A 2,800-nucleotide genomic window follows, 5' to 3' on the forward strand; every position below is an offset into this window, starting at 1 on the left:
GCCGCGCGGGGGGGGGGGGCCCGTTCCCCCCCCCCGCGGGGGGCCGGGGGGGGGGGCGGGGCCGCGCACCGCCCCGGCGCGCGGCCCGGCATTCTCGAACCGGTCGGAGCGGCGCACGACCGCCTCCTCCACCACCGCGAAGGGCCGTGGTGTCGCCGGCTGTGCGGCGGCCGGTGCGGCTGCGACAACGCCGATGAGGAGCAGCAGGAAGCGCATCGCCGTCACCGCAGCCGCGACAGGGTGGAGAGCATCTCGTCGCTCGCCGAGATGACGCGGCTGTTCATCTCATAGGCGCGCTGGGCGGTGATCAGGCTGGTGATCTCCTGCACGACATTGACGTTGGAATTCTCGACGAAGCCCTGCAGCACCTGGCCATAGCCCGGCGTGCCGGGCGCGCCCTGCTGCGGGTCGCCGGAGCCCGGCGTCGCCAGCAGCAGGTTGTCGCCGATCGCCTCCAGCCCGCCCTCGTTGGCGAAGATCGCGAGCTGGATCTGCCCGACATTCTGCGGCTCGATCTGGCCGTCGAGCTTGGCCAGCACCTCGCCGCTGGCATTGATCGTGACGTCCACCGCATTGGCGGGGATGGTGATGCCGGGCTGCACCACGAAGCCGTCGGCCGTCACCAGCACGCCCTCGGGCGAGAGGGCGAAGGTGCCGTCGCGCGTATAGGCGGTCTCGCCCGAGGGCAGCTGCACCTGGAAATAGCCGTTGCCGCGCACCGCGATGTCGAAGCGGTTGCCGGTCTGCCCGAGGCTGCCCTGCTCGGTGATGCGATAGACCGCGCCGGTCTTCACGCCGAGGCCGATCTGCGCGCCGGAGGGCAGCACCGATCCCGTGTCGGCGCTCTGCGAGCCGACGCGGCGGAGGTTCTGGTACAGCAGGTCCTGGAACTCGGCGCGCCGGCGCTTGTAGCCGGTGGTGCTCATGTTCGCGATGTTGTTGGAGATGACCTCGACATTCGTCTGCTGGGCCATCATGCCGGTGCCGGCGATGTGAAGAGAGCGCATGTTATTGTGCCCTCACGCGGCGGGCGCGCGCTCCGCGCGCTTGCCTTGCGCGCAGGCCACGGGCGCGCCGGGCCATGCTGTCGGTTGGTGCGCGGCGGCCGTTCGGCCGCTCGGCCAGCTTCGCCGGCCGCCAGTTCTCATGCTTGTCGGGAATCATTCTTCCTCTCCTCAACGCCGCCTGAGGATGCGTTCGACGGCGCTGCCGAGGCGTTCGCCTTCGCGCTCGGCCATCTGCGCGACGAACTGGAAGTGGCGCATGTCGTCGGTCAGCCGCGTCAGCTCCAGCACGGGGCGGACATTGCTGCCCTCCACCGCGCCCTGCACCACGCCCGGCGCCGCCACCGGCTCGGGCGGCATGTCGTCGGGCGCGGCGAAGTTGCGGTCGCCCTCGGCGGTCAGGCGCTGCGGATCGGCGAAGCGCACCGTGCGAAGCTGCCCCGCCGGCCCGTTCTCCGTCAGCACGGTGCCGTCGCCGCGGATCTCGATGCGCGCGGTGTTCGGCTCGAGGCGCAGCGGCTGGCCGGCGGCGGTCAGCACCGGGTTGCCCTCGGCATCCGCCACCCGCCCCTCGGCATCGAGCGTGAAGCGGCCGGCGCGGGTGTAGCGCTCGCCGCGCGGCGTCTCCACCGCCAGGAAGGCCTCCTGGTCGGCAAGCGCCAGGTCGAGCGGATTGCCGGTGCGCGTCAGCGGCGCCGGCGTCGCGTCGCGCCAGGTGGCGCGGTCCTGCGCGAAAGCGAGGTCGCGCCCGCCGCGTGGCGCATCGGCCCAGAGCTGGCGCTCCAGCACGGTGCCGAAGACCGGGCGGTGCGCGCGATAGCCGGGCGTGTCGGCATTGGCGATGTTGTGCGCCGTGACCGAGGTGGCGCGCTGCGCGGCGATGAGGCGGGAGAGAACGATGTAGCCGGGGCTGTCCATACGGCGTGCTCCGATGCGTTGCCGGCTTCATGGCAATGCGCGTGCCAGCATCGGCGCGGCCCGGGCCGGCGTGCCCTGCCGCGGGGCCGGCAGGAATTTCCGCCCGCCGGCAGATGGCAGGCGCCGTCGAAAGCATCCGTTAACTCCGTCGGCCCAGGATGCGCGGCGTCGGCAGGAGGCGGATGGAACGGGCCATGGCGGCCGCGAAGGGGGAGAACAAGCCGGAGGCGGAAGCCGGCGCGGCACCGGCGAAGGGCGGCGGCAAGAAGAAGCTGCTGCTCCTTGCGCTGCCGCTGCTGCTGCTCGGCCTTGGCGCCGGCCTGTGGTTCGGCGGCATCCTGCCGCCGCTGCTGGGCATGGGCGCCAGGCCCGGGGAGGCGACGCAGGAGGCCGCGGCGCAGCCGCCGCCGGCGCCCACGCCCGCCTTCGTGGACCTGCCGGAGATCGTCTCCAACCTCAACGTGCCCGGCCGGCGCGCCAGCTTCGTGCGGCTGCGCGCGAAGCTCGAGATCGCCGATTCCCAGCATGTGGAGACGGTCAACGCCGCGATGCCGCGGCTGGTGGACCTCTTCGCCACCTATCTGCGGGAAGTGCGGCCGGACGAGCTGCGCGGCTCCGCCGGCTCGCACCGGCTGCGCGAGGAGCTGATCGCGCGCGCCTCCATCGCCGCCACGCCGGCACGCGTCACCGACGTGCTGTTCGTGGAGATCCTGGTGCAATGAGCGGCGAGGCCGGGGAAGGCGGGAACCAGGACGACCTCGCCGCCGCCTGGGGCGCAGCCGTCGAGCAGGAGCCGGCGCCGGGCGGGGAGCCGGCGGCGGCCGCCCGCCCCGCCGCGGCGCGGGGGGCGGGCCCCGCCGCCCGCGCCCCCCCCGCCC

4 protein-coding genes are annotated in these 2,800 nt (G+C 73.7%); 1 reads left to right on the forward strand and 3 read right to left on the reverse strand.

What is annotated here, in order from left to right:
- The 3 genes from AC1MIR_RS02125 to AC1MIR_RS02135 form a co-directional block, all read right to left on the reverse strand.
- Nucleotides 1–216, reverse strand: a 216-nt coding sequence (locus tag AC1MIR_RS02125) for a hypothetical protein (protein WP_480026535.1), incomplete at its 3' end; no start/stop codon positions are given.
- Nucleotides 217–221: 5 nt separating this feature from the next.
- Nucleotides 222–1,007, reverse strand: a complete 786-nt coding sequence (flgG, locus tag AC1MIR_RS02130; RefSeq protein ID WP_480026536.1) for a flagellar basal-body rod protein FlgG — start codon at nt 1,005–1,007, stop codon at nt 222–224.
- A gap of 168 nt (nt 1,008–1,175) precedes the next feature.
- On the reverse strand, nt 1,176–1,922 hold the full coding sequence (locus tag AC1MIR_RS02135) for a flagellar hook-basal body complex protein (RefSeq protein WP_480026537.1): 747 nt from the start codon (nt 1,920–1,922) through the stop codon (nt 1,176–1,178).
- 194 nt (nt 1,923–2,116) lie between these two features.
- On the opposite strand from AC1MIR_RS02135, the gene AC1MIR_RS02140 reads away from it, so the two are divergent.
- Nucleotides 2,117–2,644, forward strand: a complete 528-nt coding sequence (locus AC1MIR_RS02140; RefSeq protein ID WP_480026538.1) for a flagellar basal body-associated FliL family protein — start codon at nt 2,117–2,119, stop codon at nt 2,642–2,644.
- Nucleotides 2,645–2,800 lie beyond the last annotated feature (156 nt).

The sequence above is a fragment of the Falsiroseomonas sp. RANM36 genome (genome assembly GCF_056682175.1).

Coding starts and splice junctions, on each gene's coding strand:
- flgG (WP_480026536.1), bottom strand. CDS start 1,007: ATGCGCTCTCTTCACATCGCCGGCACCGGCATGATGGCCCAGCAGACG.
- AC1MIR_RS02135 (WP_480026537.1), bottom strand. CDS start 1,922: ATGGACAGCCCCGGCTACATCGTTCTCTCCCGCCTCATCGCCGCGCAG.
- AC1MIR_RS02140 (WP_480026538.1), top strand. CDS start 2,117: ATGGCGGCCGCGAAGGGGGAGAACAAGCCGGAGGCGGAAGCCGGCGCG.